At 67.8% G+C, this 23383-nt stretch carries 24 protein-coding genes; 7 read left to right on the plus strand and 17 right to left on the minus strand.

Features of this window, described 5'->3' with window-relative positions:
* Positions 1-100 precede the first annotated feature (100 nt).
* Positions 101-1252: an A/G-specific adenine glycosylase gene (gene mutY / locus EPAKOI_RS01475; protein WP_423192789.1), complete on the plus strand. Its 1152-nt coding sequence runs from the start codon at positions 101-103 to the stop codon at positions 1250-1252.
* Between the two features lie 24 nt (positions 1253-1276).
* Here the strand turns inward: mutY and EPAKOI_RS01480 are convergent, their stop codons facing one another.
* The 11 genes from EPAKOI_RS01480 to EPAKOI_RS01530 form a co-directional block, all read right to left on the minus strand.
* Positions 1277-1930 (minus strand): LON peptidase substrate-binding domain-containing protein, encoded by a 654-nt coding sequence (locus tag EPAKOI_RS01480; protein ID WP_313837589.1) that lies wholly within the window; start codon positions 1928-1930, stop codon positions 1277-1279.
* Positions 1931-1986: 56 nt separating this feature from the next.
* Positions 1987-2877 carry an RNase adapter RapZ gene (gene rapZ / locus EPAKOI_RS01485; RefSeq protein WP_124682532.1) on the minus strand — a complete coding sequence of 297 codons (891 nt, stop codon included), beginning with the start codon at positions 2875-2877 and terminating at the stop codon, positions 1987-1989.
* A gap of 126 nt (positions 2878-3003) precedes the next feature.
* On the minus strand, positions 3004-3339 hold the full coding sequence (locus EPAKOI_RS01490; RefSeq protein ID WP_124682531.1) for a PsiF family protein: 336 nt from the start codon (positions 3337-3339) through the stop codon (positions 3004-3006).
* Between the two features lie 189 nt (positions 3340-3528).
* Positions 3529-4500, minus strand: a complete 972-nt coding sequence (gene hprK, locus EPAKOI_RS01495; RefSeq protein ID WP_124682530.1) for an HPr(Ser) kinase/phosphatase — start codon at positions 4498-4500, stop codon at positions 3529-3531.
* 68 nt (positions 4501-4568) lie between these two features.
* Complete coding sequence (gene ptsN / locus EPAKOI_RS01500; RefSeq protein WP_066739687.1) at positions 4569-5024, minus strand: PTS IIA-like nitrogen regulatory protein PtsN; 456 nt, start codon at positions 5022-5024, stop codon at positions 4569-4571.
* Positions 5025-5500: 476 nt separating this feature from the next.
* On the minus strand, positions 5501-5854 hold the full coding sequence (gene hpf, locus EPAKOI_RS01505) for a ribosome hibernation-promoting factor, HPF/YfiA family (protein WP_019449655.1): 354 nt from the start codon (positions 5852-5854) through the stop codon (positions 5501-5503).
* Between the two features lie 50 nt (positions 5855-5904).
* A complete protein-coding gene (locus tag EPAKOI_RS01510; protein WP_124682529.1) occupies positions 5905-7386 on the minus strand; it encodes an RNA polymerase factor sigma-54 in 1482 nt (493 codons plus the stop codon).
* Positions 7387-7530: 144 nt separating this feature from the next.
* Complete coding sequence (lptB, locus tag EPAKOI_RS01515; protein ID WP_124682528.1) at positions 7531-8331, minus strand: LPS export ABC transporter ATP-binding protein; 801 nt, start codon at positions 8329-8331, stop codon at positions 7531-7533.
* Positions 8332-8352: 21 nt separating this feature from the next.
* Complete coding sequence (gene lptA, locus EPAKOI_RS01520; protein WP_124682527.1) at positions 8353-9000, minus strand: lipopolysaccharide transport periplasmic protein LptA; 648 nt, start codon at positions 8998-9000, stop codon at positions 8353-8355.
* Positions 9001-9064: 64 nt separating this feature from the next.
* Positions 9065-9694, minus strand: a complete 630-nt coding sequence (gene lptC / locus EPAKOI_RS01525) for an LPS export ABC transporter periplasmic protein LptC (protein ID WP_124682526.1) — start codon at positions 9692-9694, stop codon at positions 9065-9067.
* Between the two features lie 3 nt (positions 9695-9697).
* Positions 9698-10681 carry a KpsF/GutQ family sugar-phosphate isomerase gene (locus EPAKOI_RS01530; protein ID WP_124682525.1) on the minus strand — a complete coding sequence of 328 codons (984 nt, stop codon included), beginning with the start codon at positions 10679-10681 and terminating at the stop codon, positions 9698-9700.
* Between the two features lie 149 nt (positions 10682-10830).
* Between EPAKOI_RS01530 and EPAKOI_RS01535 the strand changes: the two genes are divergently transcribed.
* On the plus strand, positions 10831-12810 hold the full coding sequence (locus tag EPAKOI_RS01535; RefSeq protein ID WP_124682524.1) for a monovalent cation:proton antiporter family protein: 1980 nt from the start codon (positions 10831-10833) through the stop codon (positions 12808-12810).
* Positions 12811-12820: 10 nt separating this feature from the next.
* On the opposite strand, the gene EPAKOI_RS01540 is transcribed toward EPAKOI_RS01535, so the two are convergent.
* Both EPAKOI_RS01540 and EPAKOI_RS01545 read right to left on the minus strand, forming a co-directional pair.
* Positions 12821-13243: a ribbon-helix-helix domain-containing protein gene (locus EPAKOI_RS01540; protein WP_423192790.1), complete on the minus strand. Its 423-nt coding sequence runs from the start codon at positions 13241-13243 to the stop codon at positions 12821-12823.
* Positions 13244-13291: 48 nt separating this feature from the next.
* Positions 13292-13870: a DJ-1/PfpI family protein gene (locus tag EPAKOI_RS01545; RefSeq protein ID WP_124682523.1), complete on the minus strand. Its 579-nt coding sequence runs from the start codon at positions 13868-13870 to the stop codon at positions 13292-13294.
* A gap of 118 nt (positions 13871-13988) precedes the next feature.
* On the opposite strand from EPAKOI_RS01545, the gene EPAKOI_RS01550 reads away from it, so the two are divergent.
* Positions 13989-14561 (plus strand): adenine phosphoribosyltransferase, encoded by a 573-nt coding sequence (locus EPAKOI_RS01550; RefSeq protein ID WP_124682522.1) that lies wholly within the window; start codon positions 13989-13991, stop codon positions 14559-14561.
* 160 nt (positions 14562-14721) lie between these two features.
* Positions 14722-16398: a Na/Pi cotransporter family protein gene (locus EPAKOI_RS01555; RefSeq protein ID WP_423192791.1), complete on the plus strand. Its 1677-nt coding sequence runs from the start codon at positions 14722-14724 to the stop codon at positions 16396-16398.
* Between the two features lie 175 nt (positions 16399-16573).
* On the opposite strand, the gene uvrA is transcribed toward EPAKOI_RS01555, so the two are convergent.
* The gene (gene uvrA, locus EPAKOI_RS01560; protein WP_313837606.1) at positions 16574-19438 is read right to left on the minus strand and encodes an excinuclease ABC subunit UvrA; all 2865 of its coding nucleotides are present in this window, start codon (positions 19436-19438) and stop codon (positions 16574-16576) included.
* Between the two features lie 37 nt (positions 19439-19475).
* Between uvrA and EPAKOI_RS01565 the strand changes: the two genes are divergently transcribed.
* The 3 genes from EPAKOI_RS01565 (at position 19476) to EPAKOI_RS01575 (ending at position 21868) form a co-directional block, all read left to right on the plus strand.
* Positions 19476-19865 (plus strand): hypothetical protein, encoded by a 390-nt coding sequence (locus EPAKOI_RS01565; RefSeq protein WP_423192792.1) that lies wholly within the window; start codon positions 19476-19478, stop codon positions 19863-19865.
* A complete protein-coding gene (locus tag EPAKOI_RS01570; protein WP_124682518.1) occupies positions 19837-21087 on the plus strand; it encodes an MFS transporter in 1251 nt (416 codons plus the stop codon). Before EPAKOI_RS01565 ends, EPAKOI_RS01570 begins: the two co-directional genes overlap by 29 nt.
* Before the next feature lie 220 nt (positions 21088-21307).
* The gene (locus EPAKOI_RS01575; protein ID WP_124682517.1) at positions 21308-21868 is read left to right on the plus strand and encodes a single-stranded DNA-binding protein; all 561 of its coding nucleotides are present in this window, start codon (positions 21308-21310) and stop codon (positions 21866-21868) included.
* 67 nt (positions 21869-21935) lie between these two features.
* On the opposite strand, the gene EPAKOI_RS01580 is transcribed toward EPAKOI_RS01575, so the two are convergent.
* From EPAKOI_RS01580 to EPAKOI_RS01590, 3 genes are read right to left on the minus strand one after another with little or no spacing between them, the layout of a single operon-like run.
* Positions 21936-22451: an arsenate reductase ArsC gene (locus EPAKOI_RS01580; RefSeq protein WP_124682512.1), complete on the minus strand. Its 516-nt coding sequence runs from the start codon at positions 22449-22451 to the stop codon at positions 21936-21938.
* Positions 22452-22486: 35 nt separating this feature from the next.
* Positions 22487-22984 (minus strand): ArsI/CadI family heavy metal resistance metalloenzyme, encoded by a 498-nt coding sequence (locus EPAKOI_RS01585; protein ID WP_423192793.1) that lies wholly within the window; start codon positions 22982-22984, stop codon positions 22487-22489.
* Positions 22985-22987: 3 nt separating this feature from the next.
* Positions 22988-23317, minus strand: coding sequence for an ArsR/SmtB family transcription factor (locus tag EPAKOI_RS01590; protein ID WP_423192794.1), 330 nt, complete (start codon positions 23315-23317; stop codon positions 22988-22990).
* Positions 23318-23383 lie beyond the last annotated feature (66 nt).

The following is a 23383-nucleotide window of genomic DNA, read 5'->3' on the forward strand; positions in this document are numbered from 1 at the left end:
AGAGGGGCGCCACCATCGCGCAGCCGGCGGCCGCCGCCATTGCACGCTGTATCATGTCACGCCGCCTCCCGCGCGGCGTTTTTCATTTCCCGACACCGCAATGCCCCGCAAGCCAGCCGCCGTTCCCGTGACCCCGGAAGCCATCGCCGTACCGCCCGATTTCGGCATGCGGGTGGTCCGGTGGCAGCGTACGCACGGGCGGCACGACCTGCCGTGGCAGAACACGCGCGATCCGTATCGCATCTGGCTGTCGGAGATCATGCTGCAGCAGACGCAGGTGGCGGCCGTGATCGAATACTTCCAGCGGTTCGTTGCCGCGCTGCCCACGGTGGCCGCGCTGGCGGCGGCGCCGGCCGATCAGGTCATGGCGCTGTGGGCCGGGCTGGGCTACTACTCGCGGGCGCGCAACCTGCATCGCTGCGCCAAGGCGGTCATGGACGACCACGGCGGCGTGTTTCCGACCGATCCGGACGTACTCGTGACGCTGCCGGGCATCGGCCGGTCGACGGCGGCGGCCATCGCCGCGTTCAGCGCCGGCGTGCGGTCTCCCATCCTCGACGGCAACGTGAAGCGCGTGTTCGCGCGCGTGTTCGGCATCCACGGCTACCCGGGCGAGCGCGCCATCGAGACCCGCATGTGGACGCTGGCCGGCCAGGCGCTGCCGCCGGCCGGGCCGGATCAGGCCGAGGACATGGTTGCCTACACCCAGGGCCTGATGGACCTGGGCGCCACGATCTGCTCGCGCGGCAAGCCGGCGTGCCTGGCCGATGCGGCCAACTGCCCGCTGTCGGCCGATTGTGTGGCGCGCCGCGACAACCTGACCGCCGTGCTGCCGACGCCCAAGCCGCGCGCGGCAATTCCGGAACGCAGCACGGTGATGCTGATCGTCCGCCATGGGCGCGACGTGCTGGTCCGCCTGCGGCCCGGCAGCGGCATCTGGGGCGGGCTCTGGAGCTTGCCCGAGATCGCGCTGGACGCCGTGCCGTTCGACGCCGAGGCGGCCGAGGACGCCGCGCTGGAAGCGGTGCGGCCGTTTGGCGAGCCGGCCCGGGCGTACCTGGCCGGCGAGCTGACGCACGTGTTCACGCATTTCCGGCTGCTGATCCGCGCGATCCGGGTCGACCTGACGGCCGCGGCCCCGCGCCTCGATGCGGACAGCCGCTGGTTGTCGCTGGACGATCTGGATGCGCTGGGCACGCCCGCGCCGGTGCGGCGCCTGCTGGAAGACCAGGCGCGCATCGGGCTGTTCTAGCGGAAGGCGGCGGCGCCGCCCGGATCAGACGATGTGGTGCTGCCGCATGTAGCGGTGCACGATCTCGATGCGCATGCCGGCGTCGGGCAGTGCCATCAGCATCTGCTTGGCCTTGAGCGGCACGGGCAGCAGTTCGCACAGGCGATTGGCCACCCAGCTCGGGTCGTCCCAGAGATAGGGTTCGGCAAAGGGCAGCTTGGACTTGTCGGGCTGCTCGCTGTGCAGCGAGGCGACGATGCGGCGCAGCGCGTCCAGGCACTCGCTCAGCAGCTCCAGCTTGCAGTCGATGATGTCGTCGGGCAGGACTTCGGCCTGGGCGACGATCAGGCCGTCGTCGCGCGTGGCATGGGACAGCACGCGAAAGCGCTGCCGCCCGCGCGTTTCGATCAGCAGCACGCCAAGCTGCTCCATGTTGCAGTCGACGATCTGCGCCAGACAGCCGATTTCCTCGGGCACGGCATCCACGCCGGGCCGCGCCACCTCGTCGCCGCTGGCCAGCAGGCAGACGCCGAACGGCGCGTCCTCGCGCATGCACTGGCGCACCATGTCGACATAGCGTTTTTCGAAGATGCGCAGGGGCAGGCGGCCGTCGGGAAACAGGACCGTATTCAGCGGGAACAGCGGCAGCGCGTCAAGGACGGTGCCGGTGGGTGCGGTGCCGGAGGGAAGAGTCGACATGCGTTGGCCGCTCCAGTGGCGGGCGGGCCGTGGCGGCCGCCCTTCAAGCCCGCATGTCAGCCGGCCGGGGCCAACTCGCGGTGTCTGACCAGCACATTACCATGGGCCCGGAAATAGTTGGCGAGCCGTTCGGCGATGAAGACCGAGCGGTGCTGGCCGCCGGTGCAGCCGATGGCCACGGTCAGGTAGCTGCGGTTGTCGGCAATGAAACTCGGGAGCCACTTCTCCACGTAGGCGCGGATGTCTTCCGCCATCGCCAGCACCATCGGCTGGCTCTGCAGGAAGTCGACCACCGGGGCGTCGCGGCCGGTGAGCGGGCGCAGCGCCAGGTCGTAGTAGGGGTTGGGCAGCGAGCGGACGTCGAACACCAGGTCGGCATCGCTGGGCACGCCGTGCTTGAAGCCGAACGATTCGAACAGCAGCGTCAGCGACTGGCCGCTGGTGCTGTCCACGCGGATCAGCTCCTTGACCCAGCTACGCAGCGTGTTGGTGCGCACGTTGCTGGTGTCGATGCGGTGTGCCGATTCGGCCAGCGGGCTCAGCAGCTCGCGCTCCATCTCGATGGCCTCGATCAGCGACGTGCTGGCCGCGGCCTCCGCCTCGGCGCCGCTGCCCGATTCCAGCCGCGTCGACAGCGGATGGCGGCGGCGCGTTTCCGAATAGCGCTGCACCAGCGCGTCGGTATTCGCCGTCAGGAACAGCACCTGGACCTGGTGATGCGCCGACAGCTCGCGCACCGTGTCCGGCAGCCGCGCCAGCGACTCGCGGCTGCGAATGTCGGTGGCCACGCCCAGGTGCGTGTAGCCCTGGTCGGCCAGGTAGGCGGTGAGATCGGGGATGAACTGGGCGGGCAGGTTGTCGACGCAGTAGTAGCCTGCATCTTCCAGGACGTTCAGGGCGACAGACTTGCCGGAGCCGGAAATTCCGGTAATGAGAATGATCCGCATAGCGACGCAAGGATAGCACCGCATGGTGGCTGCGTCATGACAGCCGGCTGACGCGAACATGGCGAATCACGGGAGATTCGCCATGTTCGCGGGAAAGCCGCCGGATCCGGGGCGGCGGGACGGGGCTCAGGCCGCCGGCTTGGCCGACAGGCAGTCGCTCATCGCCTTCTTGTACTCGTCGCCCTTCTTGCCCTTGTTCTGCTTGCTGCAGGCCGACATCTTGTCCTGCTGCGTCTTGGGCTCGGCCGCGGCGGCCGGGCCGTTGCCGGACAGGCATTCGCTCTGGGCCTTCTTGTACTCGTCGCCTTTCTTGCCCTTGTTGGCCTTGGCGCAGGCGGCCATCTTTTCCTGCTGGGCCGTCTTGCCGGACTTCTCGGCCGCCGGCGCCGACGCGCTCTGGGCAAACGCGCCCGTGGCGAACAGCGGGGTCACCAGCACACACATCGCGATCAGCTTCTTCATGCTTCTCTCCTCTGTGAAACACATCGTGGCCGCGCGCCGTGGGTCTGGCTGGCGGAAATGGGCTCGATGCCCATTACAGCACAAAACGATGACGGTCCACAGCGCGTTGACGCCGGCCGCGCAGGGCTTGTAAGCAAATGAAAACGCCCGCTGGGCAGCGGGCGTCCGGGCGGGCAAGGCGGGGGGCGGTCAGAGCAGCCGGCCCTGGCTGCGGGAAACGACGTCGGCCTGCATGGCGGCGCGCTGGCGGTCCATGAAGTCGCGCAGCGTGTCGATGCCGCGCAGGCGCAGGATCGTGTTGCGCACGGCCGCTTCGACCAGCACGGCCAGGTTGCGGCCGGCCGCCACCTGGATCTTGACCATGTGGATCGGCAGCCCCAGCACGTCCAGGTACTGGGAATCGAGCGGCAGGCGTTCGAACTCGCCGTCGTTGCGGCGCACCAGTTGCACCACGAGCTTGAGCTTCATCTTCCGGCGCACGGCCGTCTCGCCGAAGATCGTCTTGATGTCGAGCAGGCCCAGGCCGCGCACTTCCAGCAGGTTCTGCAGCAGCGGCGGGCAGCGGCCTTCGATGAAATCGGGGCCCAGGCGCACGAAGTCCACGGCGTCGTCGGCCACCAGGCCGTGGCCGCGCGAGATCAGCTCCAGGCCCAGTTCGCTCTTGCCCAGGCCCGATTCGCCCATGATCAGCACGCCCATGCCCAGGATGTCCAGGAACACGCCGTGCATGGTCACGCGCGGCGCGGAGATGCGGGACAGGTAGAGCCGCAGGTGGTCGATCACGGCCGCCGAGGACACCGGCGTGGTGAACAGCGGCGTGGACGAGCGCGTGCAGCGCAGTTCCAGGTCAGGCGGGGGCTCCATGCCGTCGGCCACGACCAGGAACGGCGGCTCCAGCAGGATCAGCTCGCCCATCTGGCGCTTGCGCGGCTCGTCGTCCAGGCGCTGGTAATACTGGATCTCCGGCTTGCCCAGCACCTGGATGCGGTTCGGGTGGATCAGGTTCAGGTGGCCGACCAGGTCGGCGGCCGAGGTGGCTTCGCGGGCGAATTCGACGTCGAAGGCACGGTCGGCCCCTTCGAGACCGGCGACCCACGACAGTTTGATGTCGGCTGCGTTGTCGTCGAAGATCGACTGCGAGGTGACGCCGGTGAGTTCCATGCGGGATGACTTTCTACTTGGGGGGCGGGTGTGGCTTCAGGCGGCGCGCCGGGCCGGCCTGCGGGTCGTCACGGGTGCCATTCGGTCAGCAACTGGTGCACCGCCTCGGGCGTGGGCAGCGTGGCCAGGCCCTCGCGCATTTCGCGGTCCGAGAGCAACTGCGCGATTTCCGACAGGATTTCCAGATGTTGCTGGGTGGCCTGTTCGGGCACCAGCAGGAAGATCAGCAGCGACACGGGCTTGCCGTCGGGCGATTCGAACGGAATCGGCTCGGCCAGGCGCATGAAGCCGGCCAGCGGCTGCTTGAGCCCCTTGATGCGGCCGTGCGGAATGGCCACGCCGGCGCCCAGGCCGGTGGAGCCCAGCGATTCGCGTGCGAAAAGGTTGTCCGTCACGGTGGCCCGGGCAACGCCATGGTTGTTCTCGAACAGGAGCCCGGCTTGCTCGAAGACCCGCTTCTTGCTGGTGACGGTGACGTCGAGATGGATGTTGCCGGGTGGCAGCAATTTGGCCAAACGATTCATGGGCGATGCACGAGAAGTCAGGGTGGCGATGCGGCGTGTCGTCGCCGTCCCGCCGGAATGGGGCAATTCAGGATTCGAGTGCTATGGACGCCCGCATTGGAGCGTCCGGCCATTATAGAGCAGGGCCACAGCGCGCTTGTGCACTGCAGCGCCGGCGTCGCGGTCGTTGCCGTCGACGAACCGGCCGGTTAGCCCACCCGGCTGCCCCGCCGCGCCGCCGGCTGATCGCCATGCGGCATGCGGTGCGGTACACCGGGACCGTTCTGCCTGTCGTTCTTGTATGGCGCAGCATACACCGAGCGGCGTCGGATGCGAACACCCCGGCTGCCGGGGCGCGCCGGACGTGGCGCCAAGGTAACGCGGCGCGCGCGGTCCGGACATCAAAAAAGCCGCGCAGATGCGCGGCTTTGCTCTCTTCCTATCAGTCCTCTCGGGGACGCTAGCGTCCGCCTCAAGGGGCAGTCGGGTTTGCCAGCCTATTGTTGCTGCAGCTGGGCGGCGGCCATCTGGTACTTGACCGCCTCGCGGTCATGTCCCTGCACCCGGTCCTTGTAGCGGATCACCTGGCGGTCGAGCTTGTCGACCAGACAGTCGATCGCGGCGTACAGGTCTTCATGGTGCGCTTCGACGAAGATGTCCTTGCCCTTGAGATGCAGATTGATTTCCGCGTACTGACGCCTGTCCTTTTCCTTGTGGTTGTCGACCGATAGCAGCACGCTCACGCCAATGACCTGATCGAAATGCCTGACAATTCGCTCCAGTTTCGTTTCCACATACTCACGCAGCGGCGGCGTGATGTCGAGGTGGTGTCCACTGATCTTGAAGTTCATAGCGCTTCTCCTTCTGAAAGAGCCGCACCAGGCAGGCGGTTGCGGCTCGGCTACAAAGACTTGCGGAGATTCACTGCGGGGATCTTCAGCGCTTCGCGGTATTTGGCCACCGTGCGGCGTGCGACCACAAAGCCCTGTTCGCCCAGCAATTCGGCGATGCGGCTGTCGGAAAGAGGATTCCTGGGGTCTTCGGCTCCTATCAGTTGCTTGATCAGCGCGCGGATCGCCGTGGATGAGGCCGCGCCGCCCGTCTCGGTGGAGACGTGGCTGCCAAAGAAGTACTTCAACTCGAAAGTACCCATCGGCGTGGCCATGTATTTGTTCGTCGTCACCCGGGAAATGGTCGACTCATGTAAACCGAGTGTATCGGCTATTTCCCGCAAAACCAAGGGTCGCATCGCTATTTCGCCGTGCGAAAAAAAGTTCTTCTGACGCTCCACAATTGCCTGCGCCACCCGCAGGATCGTGTCGAATCGCTGCTGGATGTTCTTGATGAGCCACCGCGCTTCCTGCAGCTTCTGCTGCAGCCCGGCCGCCCCGGCCTCGCCCTTCGCGCCGCGCAGGATCTGCGCGTACATGTCGTTGATCCGCAGCCGCGGCATCACGTCGGGGTTCAACTGGGCGATCCAGCCGCTGCCGCTCTTGCGCACGAACACGTCCGGCACCACGAAATCCGCTTCGGGACGACTGTACGCATGTCCCGGGTACGGCGCCAGCGAACGGATCAGCTCGTGCGCGGCCTTCAAAGCTATTTCGTCCACCTGGAGCGCTTTCTTGAGCCGCGTGTAGTCGCGCACGGCCAGCAGTTCCAGGTGCTGGTTGACGATGGTCAGGGCCAGCTCGCGCTGCGGATGCTGCAGCCGCTTCAGTTGCAGGCTCAGGCATTCCGCGGCATTGCGGGCGCCCACGCCAGGCGGGTCGAAGCTCTGCAGCAGCGTCAGCATCGCGTGCACTTCATCGTGTTCGAACTCGAGTTCTTCAGGAAGTTCGCTGCAGATTTCCTCGAGTGACGCACTCAGGTAGCCGTCGTCGTCCAGCGATTCGATCAGGAAGATGGCCAGGCCCTTGTCGCGCGCCGAGATCTTGAGGGGCGTCAATTGCTCCATCAGGTATTCGCGCAGCGTGGGATCGGCGTCGCGCAACTGCATCGGCGTCTTCTCGTCCTCGTCGCCCTGCGGGCGGCGCGCGAAGTCGTCCAGGCTCCAGTCGTTGCCGTAGTCCTCGCTGCCCGAATCGCCAAAACCCTCGTCCTCGCTGCCAGCGGCGCGATCGGTGCGGTCGTCGCCGTTGGCCTGGGGCTCGGCGGGGGCCGGCGCCGGGGCGCTCTGGAGGTTGACGGACCCGTCCGCGGCCACCCGCAGCGGGCTTTCGATCCAGTCGTTCTCGCGTTCGAGCAGCGGGTTTTCCGTGAGGGCCTGTTCCACCTCCTGCTGGAGTTCGAGCGTGGAAAGCTGCAGCAACCGAATCGATTGCTGCAGTTGCGGCGTCAGGGCCAGATGCTGGGAGAGTCGGAGCTGAAGCGAAGGTTTCATGCGACCTATTCTATGCGCATCTTTCCGTTGTTGGAACGGAATTTGCTAGAACCTATCGTTTCGGCTTCGCTGATCGGAAACGGCTTTGGAAAAGCCGTGTGCAGGTGCGGTAAAAATGACCTGCGGGCGGCGCGGGGCCGCGCTTTACATGCGGAAATTCTCGCCCAGGTAGACCCGCCGGACCGACTCGTTGGCGATGATTTCCTCGGGCTGGCCGGCCGCCAGCACGGTGCCTTCGCTGATGATGTACGCGTGGTCGCAGATGCCCAGCGTCTCGCGCACGTTGTGGTCGGTGATCAGCACGCCGATGTTGCGCGCCTTCAGGAAGCTGACGATGCGCTGGATCTCGCCCACGGCAATCGGGTCCACGCCGGCGAACGGCTCGTCCAGCAGGATGAAGCGCGGCGACGACGCCAGCGCCCGGGCGATTTCCACGCGCCGCCGCTCGCCGCCGGACAGCGACAGCGCCGGGTTGTTGCGCAGGTGGGCAATCTGCAGGTCGTCGAGCAGCGAATCCAGCCGGCGCTCGATCTCGGCCTTGGACAGCGGCTTGCCGTTGTCGACCTGCAGTTCCAGCACCGCGCGGATGTTCTCCTCGACGTTGAGCTTGCGGAACACCGACGCTTCCTGCGGCAGGTACGACAGCCCCATGCGGGCGCGCTCGTGGATCGCCAGGCCGCTGATGTGCACGTCGTCCAGCACGATGTCGCCTTCGTCCAGCGCCACCAGCCCCACGATCATGTAGAACGACGTGGTCTTGCCCGCGCCGTTGGGGCCGAGCAGGCCCACCACCTCGCCGCTCTTCACGTCGAGCGACACGTCCTTGACCACGGTGCGCGTGCCGTAGCGCTTCTTCAGGTGGCGCACGACCAGCGTGCTGCTGTCGGTGCGGACGGCCGATGCGGAGGACGGGGCGGCGGCGGCGAGCGTGGCGGTATCGTTCATCAGGGACTGGCTGGTCAATCGTTAGGGCTTGGCGGGCGTGGCCGACGGCCGCAGGTCGAGCTGCGGGCCGGCCGCGGCGGGCGCGCTGGCATCGGTGCGCGGCGACAGCACCGCGCGCACGCGGCCCGACGGGTTGCCGGCGGTCGTGTTGTTGTCGCCGCCCGTGGCCGTGTAGTACTCGTTGCGGCTGTCGTAGGTGATGACCGCGCCGCGGATCTCGTCGATGATCTTCGCGCCCGCGCCAGACACGCGCGCCGCGCGGGCATGGCCGATCAGCTTGTTGACCTCCGACTTGCCGTCGTATTCGATGCGGTCGCCCCAGCCGTCGATGTACTCGTCCACGCCGTCGCGCTTCTGGCGGATGTACGCCTGGCGGCCCGGCTTGGCGGTGGCGATGGCGTACTGGTAGCCCTCGGGGTCGGTGCGCAGCTCGGCGGCGTCCGACTTCAGCACCATCGTGCCCTTGGTCAGCACCACGTTGCCGGTGAGCGTGTAGATCTGCTTGACGTCATCGTAGCTGGCGTTGTCGGCCTCCAGCACCAGCGGCTTGCCCTGGTCCGCGCGTTCGGCAAAGGCCGGCGCGGCCAGCGTCAGGCCGATGGCGGCAAGGGCGCCCAGCAGGGCGGGCGCGAGGCGGCGACAGGACGATGTCGTCAGGGATGCGGTCATGTTTGGCGAATGATGAGATGAAGACGGCGACCAGGGCGCGCCGCCGCGTGGGCGGCTGCCGGCGTCACTGGGTCCTGGTCTGCCCCTGCGGCGGGTTCATGATGATCGTGCCGCGTACGTTGCCCAGCAATTGTACTTCGCGGGTGACGTTGTTGAAGATCATGCCGTTGGCGGTCATGACCGACGGGCCGCGCGTCAGCTCCACGGCCTTGTCGGTCTTGACGATGTCGTCGTTGACCAGCAACTGGAAGTATTGCGAGGCGGCGGTCATGCGCGGGTCCTTCGACGGATCGGCGCCGGCCTGCCGGATGACGAAGGCGTTGCCGTACAGGTCGATCACCGACCCCTCGGCGTTCATCACGCCGCGGTCGGAATTGGCAGTCACGGGCGGCCGGTCGGCCTCGTACGAGCGCATGGCCGGCGTGGTCACCTCGTAGGTCTGGTCGTCCTCGAAATGGATCATCCTGACGCCGGTGAAGCGCAGCTTGGTGGATCCGTCCTCGGCCAGCTCGGTGGCCGAGAAGCGCTCCATCCAGTAGTCGGGCTCGTGGCGCTTGGCGCGCGACTGCTCGGCGTCCTCGCGCGGTGAGTTCAATTGCACGAGCCAGAACGTGCTGCCGGCGACGATGGCCATCAGCAGCAGCGGCAGCAGCCGCATGACCATTCCGGTGAGTCTGGACAGGAAGTCCGGCATCGTTCAGATGACCTTGGCGCGCGTCAGGTCATGGATATGGAGCGCGCCCACCAGGCGGCCGTCGCCATCGACGACCAGTAGCTGGTTGATGCGGTTCGTTTCCATGATCTGCACGGCTTCCACGGCCAACTGGTCCTGGTTTACCGTGCGCGGGTTATGGTGCATGACGTCCCCGATCGGCACGGTCTTCCAGTCGCGCGGGGTTTCCAGCAGGCGGCGCAGGTCGCCGTCGGTGAACACGCCGATGGCGCGGCCATCGGGGTCCACCACGGCGGTCATGGCCATGCCCTTGCGCGTGATTTCCATCAGCGCCTGGGCCAGCGGCGTGCTTTCGCGCACCTCGGGCACCGCGTTGCCGGTGCGCATGACGTCGCGCACGTGGGTCAGCAGCTTGCGGCCCAGCGCGCCGCCGGGATGGGAGCGGGCGAAATCCTCCTCGCCAAAGCCGCGCGCGTCGAGCACGGCCACCGCCAGCGCGTCGCCCAGGGCCAGCGCGGCCGTGGTGCTGGCCGTAGGGGCCAGGTTCAGCGGGCAGGCTTCCTGCGCGACGGCGCCGTCCAGGTGGGCGTCCGACAGCTTGGCCAGGTTCGACCCGGCATTGCCGGTGATCGAGATCAAGCCGGCGCCGATGCGCTTGACGATCGGCACGATCGACAGCAGTTCGGCGGTCTCGCCCGAGTTCGAGAACGCGATCAGCACGTCGTCGCGCGTGATCATGCCCAGGTCGCCGTGGCTGGCCTCGGCCGGGTGGACGAAGAACGACGGCGTGCCGGTGGAGGCCAGCGTGGCGGCCACCTTGCGGCCGATGTGGCCGGACTTGCCGATGCCGGAGACCACCACGCGCCCGGTGCAGCCGAGAATCATCTCGACCGCCTTGGTGAACGCGGGCGTCAGCCGGCCGGCCAGCGCCGAAACGGCGTCGGCCTCGATCTGAAGGGTGTGGCGAGCGAGCGCGAGTGCTCGATCCGCATCGAAATTGGCTATCATGGCGCTGGAGTATACCAACGAATGCGATGGCGTCTGGCCCGGCGATCCGCCCGGCCGCCATGACGACCGCCGCGCTTGCCGTCTCTTGCCGGCGGGGTGCCGATGCCGGCTCAGGCGCGTGCCCGGCCGGTGTTTCCAAAGCCTGCCGAATGCATTCTCCGCTGGAACTGACCCTCGTGCTGCTGGCCGCCGCCGTCTTCGGCGTGGTGGCGTTCCGCATGCTGCAACTGCCGCCCATGCTGGGCTACCTGGCGGTGGGCATCCTGATCGGCCCGCACGCGCTGGGCCTGGCCAGCGACACCGGCCAGACCAAGTACCTGGCCGAATTCGGCGTGGTCTTCCTGATGTTCTCGATCGGCCTGGAGTTCAGCCTGAGCAAGCTGCGGGCGATGAAGCGGCTGGTGTTCGGGCTGGGCGGGTCGCAGGTGGCGCTGTCGATGCTGGCGGTGGTGCCCGCGAGCTGGCTGTTCAGCTGGCTGTTCCCGCTGTCCTGGCAGGCGTCGGTGGCGCTGGGCGGGGCGCTGGCCATGTCGTCGACGGCCATCGTCGTCAAGATGCTGTCCGAGCGGATGGAGCTGGAAAGCGAGCACGGCCGCAACATCATCAGCGTGCTGCTGTTCCAGGATCTGGCCGTGGTGCCGCTGCTGATCATCATCCCGGCCCTGTCGCGCGATCCGGGCGACCTGGCCGCCGCGCTGGGCCTGGCCACGGTCAAGATCGTCGTGGCGCTGAGCCTGATCTTCTTCGTGGGGCAGCGCCTGATGAGCCGCTGGTTCCACATCGTGGCGGCGCGCCGGTCGCAGGAACTGTTCATGCTGAACCTGCTGCTGGTGACGCTGGGCATGGCGGCGCTGACCGAGCGGCTGGGCCTGTCGATGGCGCTGGGCGCGTTCATGGCGGGCATGCTGATCTCCGAGACGCCTTACCGCCATCAGGTGGAAGAAGACATCAAGCCGTTCCGCGACGTGCTGCTGGGCCTGTTCTTCGTCACCATCGGCATGCTGCTGAACGTGCGCGTGGTGTTCGACCACGTCTGGCTGGTGCTGGGCCTGCTGGTCATCCCCATCGTGTTCAAGCTGGTGCTGATTACCGGGCTGGCGCGGCTGTTCGGCTCGCGCCAGGGGGTGGCCATCCGCACGGGCCTGGGGCTGGCGCAGGCCGGCGAGTTCGGGTTCGTGCTGCTGAACCAGATCGACGGCATGGGGCTGGTGGACCCGGTGCTGATCCAGGTGATCCTGGCGTCGATGCTGCTGTCGATGCTGGCCGCGCCGTTCCTGATCCAGTACAGCGACGCCATCGTGCTGCGCTTTGCCGCCAACGAATGGCTGATGCAGTCGCTGAACATGACGCGCATTGCCGCCCAGAGCCTGCAGACCGAGAAGCACGCGATCATCTGCGGCTACGGCCGCAGCGGCCAGAACCTGGCGCACATGCTGGAGCGGGAGGGCATCAACTACGTGGCGCTGGACCTGGACCCGGACCGCGTACGCGAGGCCGCCGCCGCTGGCGATACCGTGGTCTATGGCGACGCCGGCCGGCGCGAATCGCTGATCGCGGCCGGTATCCACCGGGCGGCGCTGGTCGTGGTGACCTACGCCAACACGCCGTCGGCCGTGAAAGTGCTCCATCACGTGCAGGAACTGGAGCCCGCCATGCCGGTGATCGTCCGGACCGTGGACGATTCGGAGCTGGACACCCTGCAGAAGGCCGGCGCCACCGAGGTGGTGCCCGAGATCATCGAGGGCAGCCTGATGCTGGCGTCCCACGCGCTGGTGCTGCTGGGCGTGCCGATGCGCCGCGTGGTGCGCGGCGTCCAGCAGGCCCGCGATGCGCGCTACAGCCTGCTGCGCGGCTACTTCCACGGGCGCGACGACGAGGAAGACATGGTCGAGCGCGATACCGTGCGGCTGCATTCGGTGTCGCTGGGCCCCGAGCACACGGCGGTGGGCCGCCGGCTGGGCGCGCTGGGGCTGGAGCGGATTGGCGTGGAGGTGACGGCGGTGCGCCGGCGCGGCATCCGCGCGTTCGATCCGCAGCCCGAGACCGTGCTGGAACCGGGCGACATCATCGTGCTGCGTGGCACGCCCGAGGCGCTGGAGTCTGCCGAAGTCCGGCTGTCACAGCAGTAGGCGGGCGGGCTCAGGCCGAGCCCGTGCGCCGGGCCTCGGCGATTGCGGGGGTGGGGCGGCGGGTGCCGCCGTTGTCGACCCACGATGCCGGCAGGCTGTCGAGCACCGCGCGGGCGTCGAGCGACCGGATCGGCACATGGGGATCAGCCGGAATGCGTCCCTCGTTCTGCAGTAGCAGGTAGCGCATGCAGCACACGCGCAGAAAGGACGCGAAGTTGGCAGACAGCGACGCCTCGCCGCGATATTCGGCCAGTTCGTCGTGCAGGCGCGCCAGCAACTGGTTGACGCTCATCGCGTCGCGCCGGGCCAGCTCCTCCAGCACCTCCCAGAACAGCGTTTCCAGCCGGATGCTGGTAGCCACGCCGTGCAGGCGCAGCGAGCGGGACTGGGTCTGGTACGAGTCCGGATTGGCCCGGACAAAGATTTCACACATGCGGCCACTCCCGTGCGCAGCGGCCGGACCGGCCGCGTTCGGAAGCCTCTACTCTACGATCCGCGTTCCCAGCACGGCAAGAAACTGCGCCAGCCACGCGGGATGCGCCGGCCAGGCGGGCGCCGTCACCAGGTTGCCGTCGGTGTGGGCCTGGTCGACCGGGATGTCGGCATAGGTGCCGCCGGCCAGCCGCACTTCCGGGGCGCAGGCCGGATAGGCCGAACAGGTACGGCCTTCGAGCACGTCGGCGGCGGCCAGCAGCTGGGCGCCGTGGCAGACCGCCGCGATCGGCTTGTTGGCCTGGGCGAAATGGCGCACGATCTCGATCACGCGGTCGTTCAGGCGCAGGTACTCGGGCGCCCGGCCGCCCGGGATCACCAGCGCGTCGTAGCTGGCCGGCTGGACATCGGCAAACGTGGCATTGAGCGTGAAATTGTGGCCGCGTTTTTCGCTGTAGGTCTGGTCGCCCTCGAAGTCGTGGATGGCCGTGGCGCAGTGGTCGCCGGCCTTCTTGTCCGGGCAGACCGCGTGGACCGTGTGGCCCACCATCTGGAGTGCCTGGAACGGCACCATGGTCTCGTAGTCCTCGGCGAAGTCGCCCACCAGCATCAGAATCTTCTTTGCCATAGCTGTCTCCTGTATGGTTACGGGTTGCGGCCGCCCGGGCAGCCCGGCCATTGTGCGGCGGCCCGGCGCGGCGCGGGTGGTAGCCCGTTACCGCATGATCCTTTCCTACAGATTCCCCATGGCAGATTCCATCATCCAGTCCCCCGACCTCGGCGATGTCACCGGTTACCTGCGTGACCGCATCCGCACCGTGCCGGACTGGCCGCAGCCCGGCGTGCAGTTCCGCGACATCACGCCGCTGCTGCAGAACCCCAAGACCCTGCGCGTGCTGATCGACGTGTTCGTGCACCGCTACATGGACCAGCAGCTCGACCTCGTGGCCGGCATCGACGCGCGCGGCTTCATCCTGGGGTCGATCATCGCCTACGAGCTGAACCTGGGCTTCGTGCCGATCCGCAAGAAGGGCAAGCTGCCGTTCCAGACCGTGGCCGAGGAGTACGAGCTGGAGTACGGCAGCGCCACGGTGGAGATCCACGCCGATGCCTGCAAGGCCGGCGACCGCGTGCTGCTGATCGACGACCTGATTGCCACCGGCGGCACGATGATGGCCGGGCGCAAGCTGCTGGAGCGGCTGGGCGCCACGGTGGTGGAGGGCGCGGCCATCGTCGATTTGCCCGAGCTGGGCGGCTCGAAGCTGCTGCACGCGGCCGGGCTGCCGCTGTTCACGGTCTGCAAGTTCGAAGGGCATTGACCGGCACGCAACGCCGCGGCCCCGTCAGACCTGGGTGTCATTGCCCCACATGTCCGCGCGGCGCATAATGCCCCATTGATAACATCGCGATGACCGGGCGGGCCGCCCTTTTTCGCTTGCCAAGCCTCGCCAGCCGGCACCGGTCACGAAGGGACGCGCAATGGGCGTACTGCTTCATCTTCTCTCCGGCGTGGCGCTCCTGGTCTGGGGCACCAACATCGTCAAGGTCGGCATCCTCCGGGTGTACGGCGCCAACCTGCGCCAGGTGCTGTCGGTCAGCGTTTCCAACCGGTTCAAGGCGTTCGCGGCCGGCCTGGGCGTGACCGGCCTGGTGCAGAGCAGCAACGCCACCGCCGTCATCGTCAGCTCGTTCGTGGGCCGGGGCCTGATTGCCGTGGCGCCGGCGCTGGCCATCATGCTGGGCGCCAACGTGGGCACGGCGCTGATGGTGCAGGTGTTCTCGCTGGACCTGTCCTGGCTGTCGCCGCTGCTGATCTTCGTCGGCGTGATCCTGCATCTGTCGTGGAAGGGCAGCAAGGCCGGCCACGTGGGGCGCGTGCTGATCGGCCTGGGGCTGATCACGCTGGCGCTGGAACTGATCTCGATCGCCACGCGGCCGGTGGTGCAGGCCGCCGGGGTCAAGGTGCTGTTCAGCACGCTGACCGGCGACGCCGCGCTGGACATGCTGATCGGCGCCTTCCTGACCATCCTCTGCTATTCGAGCCTGGCCGTGGTGCTGTTCTGCGGCGCGCTGGCCAAGGCGGGCGTGGTGTCGATTCCCGTGGCGCTGGCGCTGGTGCTGGGGGCCAACCTCGGCTCGGGCATCTCGGCGCTGCTGACCACTTCGGGCAACAACCAGCCCGGCAAGCGCGTGACGCTGGGCAACCTGCTGTCGCGGCTGGTGGGCTGCCTGGTGGCGCTGCCGCTGCTGATCCAGGCGCAGGACCTGCTGGCGCTGGTCGATACGGACCCGCAGCGGCTGGTCGTCAACTTCCACCTGCTGTTCAACGTGGCGCTGGCCGTGCTGCTGCTGGGCGCCACCGGGCCGCTGGCGCGGCTGTGCGAGGCGATCCTGCCGGGCCGCAATACCGGCGACAGCCAGGTGACGCCGCGCCACCTGGACGCCGCCGCGCTGTCCACGCCCACGCTGGCGCTTTCCAACGCCGCCCGCGAGGTGCTGCGCATCGGCGACCGCATCGAGCAGATGCTGGACAACCTGCTGCGCGTGCTGCGCACCAACGACCTGAAGCTGGCCAACGCCACCTGCCGCATCGACAACGAGGTGGACGACCTCTACACGGCCATCAAGCTCTACCTGACCCAGATCAGCACCGAGGCGCTGGACGAGCGCGACGGCCAGCGCTGGACCGAGATCATCTCGCTGACCATCAACCTGGAGCACGCGGGCGACCTGATCGAGCGGGTCATCATGGACGCCCGCGAGAAGAAGATCGCGCACAACCTGTCGTTCTCCGAGGCCGGCATGGAGGAAATTGCCGAGATGCATCGGCGGGTGGTCGGCAACCTGCGGCTGGGCCTGTCGGTCTTCCTGACCGGCGACATCCGCAGCGCCCAGCAGCTGATGGCCGAGAAGGCCAACTTCCGCGACCTGGAACGCCAGTACGCCCGCTCGCACTTGCAGCGCGTGGCCGTGCAGACCGCCGAAAGCATCGAGACCAGCTCGCTGCACCTGGACGTCATCAGCGAACTGAAGCGCCTGAACTCGCTGTTCTGCGCCACGGCGTACCCGGTGCTGGAACAGGCGGGCCTGATGAACCGCAGCCGGATGAAGGAAGACACGCCTGGCGGCGTGGGGGACGTGGCGGAAGTGCGGTAGGCCCCGCGGGGGGGGCTGAGGACTAGCTCCCCTCTCCCGCACGCGGGAGAGGGGCTGGGGGTGAGGGCGTTGAGGTGCAAATTGCGACAAGTTGACGCTTGCACCGCCGGCCCTCACCCCCGACCCCTCTCCCGCAGGCGGGAGAGGGGAGAAAGAAGGGACTGGAGCGGCCCCCTTATCCCCGCTTCAGCAACGGCTTCAGATACTTCCCGGTGAAGCTGGCCTTGCTGGCCGCTACCGTTTCCGGCGTGCCCTTGGCGATGACCTGGCCGCCGCCGGCGCCGCCTTCGGGGCCCATGTCGATCAGCCAGTCGGCGGTCTTGATGACGTCGAGGTTGTGCTCGATGATCACGACCGTGTTGCCGTGGTCGCGCAGCTTCTGGATGACCTTGAGCAGCAGCTCGATGTCGTGGAAGTGCAGCCCGGTGGTCGGCTCGTCGAGGATGTAGAGCGTGCGGCCCGTGTCGCGCTTGGACAGTTCGAGCGACAGCTTCACGCGCTGCGCCTCGCCGCCGGACAGCGTGGTGGCCGACTGGCCCAGCCGGATATAGCCCAGCCCCACGTCCAGCAGCGTCTGCAGCTTGCGGCGCACCACGGGCACGGCGCTGAAGAACTCGTGCGCCTGTTCCACGGTCAGGTCCAGCACCTCGGAGATATTGCGCCCCTTGTACTGCACTTCCAGCGTCTCGCGGTTGTAGCGCTGGCCGTGGCAGACGTCGCACGGCACGTAGACGTCGGGCAGGAAGTGCATCTCCACCTTGATCACGCCGTCGCCCTGGCACGACTCACAGCGCCCGCCCTTGACGTTGAACGAGAACCGGCCCGGGTCGTAGCCGCGCTCCTTGGCCGACGGCACGCCCGCGAACAGCTCGCGGATCGGCGTGAACAGGCCCGTGTAGGTGGCCGGGTTCGACCGCGGCGTGCGGCCGATCGGGCTCTGGTCGACGTTGATGACCTTGTCGAAATGCTCCAACCCGTCGATATGGTCGTGCGGCGCCGGCTCCGCCGTGGAGCCGTACAGGTGGCGCGCCACGGCGTTGTACAGGGTGTCGTTGATCAGCGTCGACTTCCCCGATCCCGAGACACCGGTAATGCAGGTCAGCAGCCCGACCGGAATCTCGGCCGACACGTTACGCAGGTTGTTGCCCGTGGCGTTGACGATGCGCAGCATGCGCTCCTCGTCGGGCGCGGCGCGCTGCTTCGGCACCTCGATCGTGCGCTGGCCGGACAGGTACTGGCCCGTCAGTGACGCCGGCGACTGCTCGATCTGCGCCGGCGTGCCCTCGGCCACGATCATCCCGCCATGCACGCCGGCACCCGGCCCGATGTCGACGACGTAGTCGCACGCGCGGATCATGTCCTCGTCGTGCTCCACCACCAGCACCGAGTTGCCGATGTCGCGCAGATGCTTGAGGGTGCCGATCAGGCGGTCGTTGTCGCGCTGGTGCAGGCCGATGGACGGCTCGTCCAGCACGTACATCACGCCGGTCAGCCCCGAGCCGATCTGCGACGCCAGCCGGATGCGCTGCGCCTCGCCGCCCGACAGTGTGTCGGCGCTGCGCTCCAGCGACAGGTAGTCCAGCCCCACGTTATTGAGGAAGTTCAGCCGCGCCGAGATCTCCTTGACGATCTTGTCGGCAATCTCGCGCTTGGCGCCGTGCAGGTTCAGCGTCAGGAACCAAGTCAGCGCGTCCCGCAGCGGCAGGCTGTTGATCTCGTAGATGGCCCGCGCCTGCGCGTCCTCGCCAATCTTGACGTGGCGCGCCTCGGTGCGCAGCCGCGTGCCGTGGCAGACCGGGCACGCCTGATTGTTCTGGTACTTGGCCAGTTCCTCGCGCACGGCCGCCGAATCGGTCTCGCGGTAGCGGCGCTCCAGGTTCGGGATGATGCCCTCGAACGCATGCTCGCGCACCGTGGTGCGGCCGCGTTCGTTGATGTACGTGAACGGGATTTCCTGCTCGCCCGACCCCTGCAGCACCACCTGCTGCACCTCGGCGGGCAGGTCCTCGAACGCGGTCTCGGTGTCGAAGTCGAAATAGGCCGCCAGGCTCTGCAGCATCTGGAAGTAGAACTGGTTGCGGCGGTCCCAGCCCTTGATGGCGCCCGAGGCCAGCGACAGGTTCGGAAAGGCCACCACGCGCTTCGGGTCGAAGAACGTGATCTGGCCCAGCCCGTCGCAGCTCGGGCAGGCGCCCATCGGGTTGTTGAACGAGAACAGCCGCGGCTCCAGCTCCTGCAACGAATACGAGCAGATCGGGCAGGCAAAGCGCGAGCTGAAGACATGCTCGTGGCCCGTGTCCATCTCCAGCGCGATGGCGCGGCCGTCGGCCAGCCGCAGCGCGGTTTCGAACGATTCGGCCAGCCGCTGCTTGATGTCGGCGCGCACCTTGACGCGGTCCACGACCACGTCGATCGAGTGCTTCTCGGTCTTCTTGAGCTTGGGCAGGCTGTCCACCTCGTAGACCTTGGCGGCCGCCTCGTGCGCGGTGCCGCCGCCCGAGCGGATGCGAAAACGCACGAAGCCCTGCGCCTGCATGGCATCGAACAGGTCCGTGTGCTCGCCCTTGCGGTCCGAGACCACTGGCGCCAGGATCATCAGCTTGGTGTCCTCGGGCAGCGCCAGCGCGGCGTCCACCATCTGCGAGACGCTCTGGGCCTGCAGCGCGATGTGGTGATCGGGGCAGTAGGGCGTGCCGGCGCGGGCGTAGAGCAGGCGCAGGTAGTCGTGGATCTCGGTGACGGTGCCGACGGTGGAGCGGGGATTGTGGCTGGTGGCCTTCTGTTCGATCGAGATCGCCGGGGACAGCCCCTCGATCAGGTCGACGTCGGGCTTTTCCATCAGTTGCAGGAACTGGCGGGCGTAGGCGGACAGCGATTCGACGTAGCGGCGCTGGCCCTCGGCGTAGAGCGTGTCGAACGCCAGCGAGGACTTGCCCGAGCCCGACAGGCCCGTGATCACCACCAGCTTGTTGCGCGGCAGGTCCAGGTTGATGTTCTTCAAATTGTGGGTGCGCGCCCCACGGATCTTGATTTCTTCCATATCCCGTTCGTTCGCCCGGTGGGCCGCGGCCAGCAGCATGCCGGCCGTGCCCGCGGAAATTCGATGTGCCTTGCCCGACGCCTGGAATGGCCCGCCGCACGCGGCCGCCAGCCCGCTGCCGCGCACTTTTCCGGGTCCCGCCCGCACTGCACGTGACCGGGAAAGCGCGAGAAGCAAACCTGCTAATATACCGAACTTCGGTTTCCGGGGTTGCCCGGCGCCAGACGGCCCCGCCCGGGCGCCCGGCCGCCAGCGGCGCTGGCGTCACGGCGGCGGCGGGCCGATCAATGTCCGCCACGCCAGACATGGCGGTACCTGGCAACTCGCGGGCACCGGCCTGATCGAAGCTGCCGGGCTGCCGATGCGGCGACCGGACCAGAATTCCACCAACGACCGCGATGCCGTCGATCCCGCCTTCTTCTCCTAGCCTTGCCGCCGACCCGGCCCCCGCCGAGACCCTGCGCGACCGCATGACGCGCGGCGAACTGCGCGCGAGCCTGTCGCTGGCCAGCATCTTCGCCCTGCGCATGCTGGGCCTGTTCCTGATCCTGCCCGTCTTTGCCGAATTCGCGCGCACGCTGCCCGACGGGCACGACGCCCAGCGCGTGGGCCTGGCCATGGGCATCTACGGCCTGATGCAGGCGTTCCTGCACATCCCGCTGGGCTGGCTGTCGGACCGCGTGGGCCGCAAGCCGGTCATGGTGGCCGGCCTGCTGCTGTTCGTGGCCGGCGGGCTGGTGGCGGCCTTTGCCGATACGCTGACCGGCATCACCGTGGGCCGCGCGCTGCAGGGCATGGGCGCCATCTCGGCGGCCATCACGGCCTGCATTGCCGACCTGACGCGCGAGCGCCATCGCACCAAGGCCATGGCGATGGTGGGCGGCAGCATCGGGCTGACGTTCGCGCTGTCGCTGGTGATTGCATCGCCGCTGCTGCACGCCATCGGCATGCCCGGCATCTTCGGCCTGATGGCGGTGCTGGGCGTGCTGGCCATCGGCGTGACGATCTTCCTGGTGCCAGCCCCGCCGCCGCCGCATCCGGTGCAACTGCCGTTCCGGCAGGTGCTGCTCAACGCCGACCTGATCCGCCTGAACGTGGGCGTGCTGGCGCTGCACGCCAGCCAGGTGGCGATGTTCATGGTGGTGCCGGCCATGCTGGCCGACGCCGGGATGCCGCTGGACCAGCACTGGAAGGTGTACCTGCCCGTGGTGCTGGTGTCGTTCCTGCTGATGCTCGGGCCGATGATGGCCGCCGAGCGCTACGGCAAGGTGCGGCCGGTGCTGCTGGCGTCCGTGGCGCTGATGACGGCCGTGCAGCTGCTGTTCGCCACCGTGCACGGTCTCTGGCCGATCGCCGGCGTGCTGCTGCTGTTCTTCGTCGCGTTCAACGTGCTGGAGGCCATGCAGCCGTCGCTGGTGTCGCGCTATGCGGCCGCCAGCCGTGGTGCCGCGCTGGGCATCTACAACACCACGCAGGCGCTGGGGCTGTTCCTGGGCGGCGTGGCGGGCGGCTGGCTGCTCAAGCACGAAGGCCGCCCGGCAGTGTTCGTGGGCTGCGCGGCCGTGCTGCTGCTCTGGCTTATAATCGCCTGGAGCATGAAGGCGCCGCCGGCCCGCAAGCAGGAAGCCGGCCCGGCCGTGGCGGCTTAGACACACTTTTTAAAGTCTCCGCAACAGCCCGAAACGCTTTTTCCCGATACAGGCGGTAGCATTCGACACGCGCCCGACGGTCTCTCCGGACGGCGCGTGATGTCGTTAACGGGCGGCATCCCTGGGCGTTCCTGCGCCCGTCGCGCCGCCATTCATCCCGCGAACCTCGCACTACGTTTAACGCCGCGCTGAAAGGGCGCGGTCCTTGGAGATCTTCACCATGGCATCGGTCAACAAAGTCATCCTCGTCGGCAACCTGGGCGCCGACCCGGAAACCCGCTACATGCCCAGCGGCGACGCCGTCACCAACATCCGGCTCGCGACGACCGACCGCTACAAGGACAAGCAGAGCGGCGAGTTCAAGGAAGCGACCGAATGGCACCGCATCGCGTTCTTCGGCAAGCTGGCCGAGATCGCCGGCCAATACCTGCGCAAGGGTTCGTCGGTCTATATCGAAGGCCGCATCCGCACCCGCAAGTGGCAGGACCAGTCCGGCCAGGACAAGTACAGCACCGAAATCGTCGCCGACCAGATGCAGATGCTGGGCGCCCGCCAGGGCGGCGGTGGCGGCGGTGACGAGGGCGGCTACGGCGGCGGTGGCGGTGGTGGCGGCGGCTACAGCCGCGAATCGCAAGGCGGCAGCGGTGGCGCCGGCTACGGCGGCGGCCGCGGCCAGGGCGGCGGCGGTGCTGGTGGCAGCGGCGGCCAGCAGGGCGGCCAGCGTCGCCAGCAACAGTCGTCGAACGGCTTCGAGGATATGGACGACGATATTCCGTTCTGAAGCGGCCCCGGCTGCCACGGAAAGACAAGAACCCCGCGACTCGCGGGGTTTTTTTATTGCGGCAGGCTCACGCGCCCGCCGCGGGCGGCTGTGCGCCGATGGCCCGCATCTCGCGGTGGATGGCGTTGCGGTCCAGCACGTGCAGGGGCAGGTTCACGAACAGCGTGACGCGGTTCAGGATCTGGCGGAAGACCTGGTCGAAGACCTTGCGCTTCTCGTCGTCGGAGCCCTGAATGGCGGCCGGGTCCATGAAGCCCCAGTGCGCGGTCATCGGCGTGCCGGGCCAGATCGGACAGGTCTCGCCGGCGGCCTGGTCGCAGACCGTGATGACGAAGTCCATCTGCGGCGCGCCGGGCTGGGCGAACTCGTCCCAGCCCTTGCTGCGCAGGTTCGCGGTGTCGTAGCCGATGGACCGGCACAGGTCGACCGCCATCGGATGGACCCGGCCGGTCGGCTGGCTGCCGCCGCTGTAGGCCCGGAAGCGGCCCTTGCCCAGCACGTTGAACAGCGCCTCGGCCATCACGCTGCGGGCGGAGTTGCCGGTGCAGAGCACCAGCACGTTGTACGTCTTGTTGTCGGACATGGCTGCCTCGGGATGCGGTTGCGGGGGCGGGGGGCTCAGCAGCAGCCGGAGGCCGGCGTGCAGCCACGGGCCGGGGTGGCCGGGGTGGCCGGCTGCGGCACGGCGTCGAACTGACGGGGCACGCAGCAGGCCGATGCCTCGGCGCCGCGGTCGCGCGATTCGCCGTAGGTGGGCGCGTCGCCGAGCGTCTGGAACGATTCCCACGCGATGCCGGTGGGGTCCACCGACCAGTGCTTGCTCGATCGGGCGTAGCAGCAGTTGGTCTCGGACTGCGTCTGCATCGGCAGGTCGGCGCTGGCCAGCCGCGCCTGCATTGCCGCCAGTTCGTCGGCCGTTTCCACCTGGATGCCCAGGTGGTCCACGCCGGGCTGGTCGGTGCGATTCGAGATCGCGAAGTTCACGCGCGGGTCGTCGAGCGCCCACTTGGCATAGTCGTCGCGCACGACGGTGGGTTCGGCGTCGAACAGGGCCGAGTAGTAGCGGATGCTGGCCGACAGGTCGGCCACGCTGACGTGGACGTGAAAGCGCTTCATGGTTCAGGACTCCGTGGCGGCGGAACAGGCGGACACCGGCGAACACGGCGCGCCGCCGCAGCAGTTCTCGGTGAGGTAGCCCAGCAGGGCATTCATGGTTTCGAAGCGGGCCATGTAGACGATGGAGCGGCCTTCCTGGCGGCTGGCCAGCAGGCCCGCGCGGTGCAATTCCTTGAGGTGGAACGACAGCGACGAGGCCGGCATCTCCATCAACTCGGCAATGCGGCCGGCCGGCAGCCCGTCGGGGCCGGCCTGGACCAGCAGACGAAAAACGGCCAGCCGGGCGGCATGGGCCAGCGCGGCGAGCGCTTCGATGGCTTGATTGGTTTCCATTATTCGAATGTAGTCGAAATATGGAAACCAGGCAAGGCGGGAATGTGGCCAATGCCCGGGTGGAAC

It is taken from the genome of Cupriavidus sp. H18C2 (assembly GCF_049393795.1).
Lineage (GTDB): Bacteria > Pseudomonadota > Gammaproteobacteria > Burkholderiales > Burkholderiaceae > Cupriavidus > Cupriavidus pauculus_C.

Coding starts and splice junctions, on each gene's coding strand:
- lptC (WP_124682526.1), bottom strand. CDS start 9,694: ATGCCGGACTTCCTGTCCAGACTCACCGGAATGGTCATGCGGCTGCTG.
- EPAKOI_RS01565 (WP_423192792.1), top strand. CDS start 19,476: ATGCCGGCCGTGCCCGCGGAAATTCGATGTGCCTTGCCCGACGCCTGG.
- EPAKOI_RS01570 (WP_124682518.1), top strand. CDS start 19,837: ATGCCGTCGATCCCGCCTTCTTCTCCTAGCCTTGCCGCCGACCCGGCC.
- EPAKOI_RS01590 (WP_423192794.1), bottom strand. CDS start 23,317: ATGGAAACCAATCAAGCCATCGAAGCGCTCGCCGCGCTGGCCCATGCC.
- EPAKOI_RS01530 (WP_124682525.1), bottom strand. CDS start 10,681: ATGATAGCCAATTTCGATGCGGATCGAGCACTCGCGCTCGCTCGCCAC.
- EPAKOI_RS01535 (WP_124682524.1), top strand. CDS start 10,831: ATGCATTCTCCGCTGGAACTGACCCTCGTGCTGCTGGCCGCCGCCGTC.
- EPAKOI_RS01580 (WP_124682512.1), bottom strand. CDS start 22,451: ATGTCCGACAACAAGACGTACAACGTGCTGGTGCTCTGCACCGGCAAC.
- EPAKOI_RS01575 (WP_124682517.1), top strand. CDS start 21,308: ATGGCATCGGTCAACAAAGTCATCCTCGTCGGCAACCTGGGCGCCGAC.
- EPAKOI_RS01555 (WP_423192791.1), top strand. CDS start 14,722: ATGGGCGTACTGCTTCATCTTCTCTCCGGCGTGGCGCTCCTGGTCTGG.
- rapZ (WP_124682532.1), bottom strand. CDS start 2,877: ATGCGGATCATTCTCATTACCGGAATTTCCGGCTCCGGCAAGTCTGTC.
- EPAKOI_RS01480 (WP_313837589.1), bottom strand. CDS start 1,930: ATGTCGACTCTTCCCTCCGGCACCGCACCCACCGGCACCGTCCTTGAC.
- mutY (WP_423192789.1), top strand. CDS start 101: ATGCCCCGCAAGCCAGCCGCCGTTCCCGTGACCCCGGAAGCCATCGCC.
- EPAKOI_RS01545 (WP_124682523.1), bottom strand. CDS start 13,870: ATGGCAAAGAAGATTCTGATGCTGGTGGGCGACTTCGCCGAGGACTAC.
- lptA (WP_124682527.1), bottom strand. CDS start 9,000: ATGACCGCATCCCTGACGACATCGTCCTGTCGCCGCCTCGCGCCCGCC.
- EPAKOI_RS01510 (WP_124682529.1), bottom strand. CDS start 7,386: ATGAAACCTTCGCTTCAGCTCCGACTCTCCCAGCATCTGGCCCTGACG.
- hprK (WP_124682530.1), bottom strand. CDS start 4,500: ATGGAACTCACCGGCGTCACCTCGCAGTCGATCTTCGACGACAACGCA.
- EPAKOI_RS01540 (WP_423192790.1), bottom strand. CDS start 13,243: ATGTGTGAAATCTTTGTCCGGGCCAATCCGGACTCGTACCAGACCCAG.
- EPAKOI_RS01550 (WP_124682522.1), top strand. CDS start 13,989: ATGGCAGATTCCATCATCCAGTCCCCCGACCTCGGCGATGTCACCGGT.
- ptsN (WP_066739687.1), bottom strand. CDS start 5,024: ATGAATCGTTTGGCCAAATTGCTGCCACCCGGCAACATCCATCTCGAC.
- EPAKOI_RS01585 (WP_423192793.1), bottom strand. CDS start 22,984: ATGAAGCGCTTTCACGTCCACGTCAGCGTGGCCGACCTGTCGGCCAGC.
- EPAKOI_RS01490 (WP_124682531.1), bottom strand. CDS start 3,339: ATGAAGAAGCTGATCGCGATGTGTGTGCTGGTGACCCCGCTGTTCGCC.
- uvrA (WP_313837606.1), bottom strand. CDS start 19,438: ATGGAAGAAATCAAGATCCGTGGGGCGCGCACCCACAATTTGAAGAAC.
- hpf (WP_019449655.1), bottom strand. CDS start 5,854: ATGAACTTCAAGATCAGTGGACACCACCTCGACATCACGCCGCCGCTG.
- lptB (WP_124682528.1), bottom strand. CDS start 8,331: ATGAACGATACCGCCACGCTCGCCGCCGCCGCCCCGTCCTCCGCATCG.